The 1,385-nt window shown below is 76.0% G+C and carries 1 protein-coding gene; it reads right to left on the bottom strand.

Annotation, left to right across the window (positions count from 1 at the left end):
• Window positions 1–473: 473 nt before the first annotated feature.
• Window positions 474–1,151 (bottom strand): hypothetical protein, encoded by a 678-nt coding sequence (locus JS521_RS35680; RefSeq protein ID WP_205086992.1) that lies wholly within the window; start codon window positions 1,149–1,151, stop codon window positions 474–476.
• Window positions 1,152–1,385 lie beyond the last annotated feature (234 nt).

The following is a 1,385-nucleotide window of genomic DNA, read 5'->3' as shown; positions in this document are numbered from 1 at the left end:
GGCCGCCCGGGCCCCGCCGCGCGCGGCGAGCGCCCTGGCGGTTATCGGCCGGCCGTGGGGGGGGGGGGGCGGGGGGGGGGGGGGGGGCGGCGGGGGGGCGGACACGCGGATGACCGGCGGCCGGGTGACGGGGGCCCGGACGGACGAGGCGGCGGGCGGCGAGGCGGTCGGCGGTGCGGTCGGCGGCGCGGCGACGGCACGGCGGGCGGAGGCCGGTCGCGCGGCAACCGGCAGCACGGCCGCCGTCGGTGCGGAAGCAGGAAGTGCGGGAGCAGGAAGTGCGGGAGCAGGAAGTGTCACAGCAGTCCTTCGCGTCCTTGCGGAGCCGCGGCAGCGGTCGCCCGGCTCCGGTCACCGGTCCCGGGCAACCGCTGAACGCGGGCGACACGGAGAACCGGCATGCCTGTCACGGGCGTGCGCGGGCGCACACCCGTACCGCCTCCGGCGCACAGAGGCCGGAGGGCGGATGGAGGTCAGAGGAGACGGAGGGAGAACGGTGGCCCGCGCCGGGAGATGGCGTGCCGGACCGGCAGGCCCTGCGGGCGGCGTGCGGGCTCGCGGCGGGTACGCCGCCGGGCGGGCGGTACGGGGGCGGCCGGGGCCGCGGACCACAGGCGCCAGGCAGTCCGCAGCGGGGCACGGACGAACAGCGCGAGGCAGCGGCCCAGCCGGGCGAGGGCGACCTCACCGCGCCACAGCCACCAGCCGCAGATCAGCCCGGCCAGGGCGTGGGCGACGGCCATGCCGAGCGTGAAGACCGTGCCGTCGAAGGCGGCCAGAAGCCCCATCAGGTCCGACGAGCCGCCGATCGGGACCTCGTGCGCGGAGTGGTCCATCGCACCCGACGACGCATGGTGCCCGCCGCCCGAGTGGTGCGCGCCGAACCGGGACGGCAGCCAGGACCCGGCACCGGCGAAGAAGGCGTGCAGCCCCAACTGGCCCAGGACGTGGGCGGCGACCGTCACCGGAGCGCTCCGCTCCCGTGCGGCGAGCCACCACCCCGCCCCGCACACCGGCAACAGCACGGCGGCCTGGACGAGCAGCGGCAGGGGTGCACCGGACATCAACGCGTGGCCGAGTCCGGACACGGCGACACAGACCACCGCGAACAGCGCGGTGCGCCCGAGTCGGAGTGCGGTTCCGGCCCCCATGGCAGCCATCGTGCCAGTCTCACCCACCCCGGAGAGAAGAGCACCAGATGCCGAAACAACGGGAGTTCGCCTCGTTTGCCCCACCGGCACCACGGTGTGATTGACGTCACAGAGACGTGCCGGGAACTTTCTCCTTCCCGCGTCCGACTGCTCCAACAACGCGTCTGCGTACGCCTCGTGGCCCGTGGCCGTCGTACCCTCACCCGCCCCGGATCTCCCGATCCCCCACTCCCC

It is taken from the genome of Streptomyces durocortorensis (genome assembly GCF_016901035.1).
Taxonomy (GTDB): Bacteria; Actinomycetota; Actinomycetes; order Streptomycetales; family Streptomycetaceae; genus Streptomyces; species Streptomyces durocortorensis.
The sequence above is the reverse complement of the archived record's forward strand: the minus strand, read 5'-3'. Positions and strand labels throughout refer to the sequence as shown.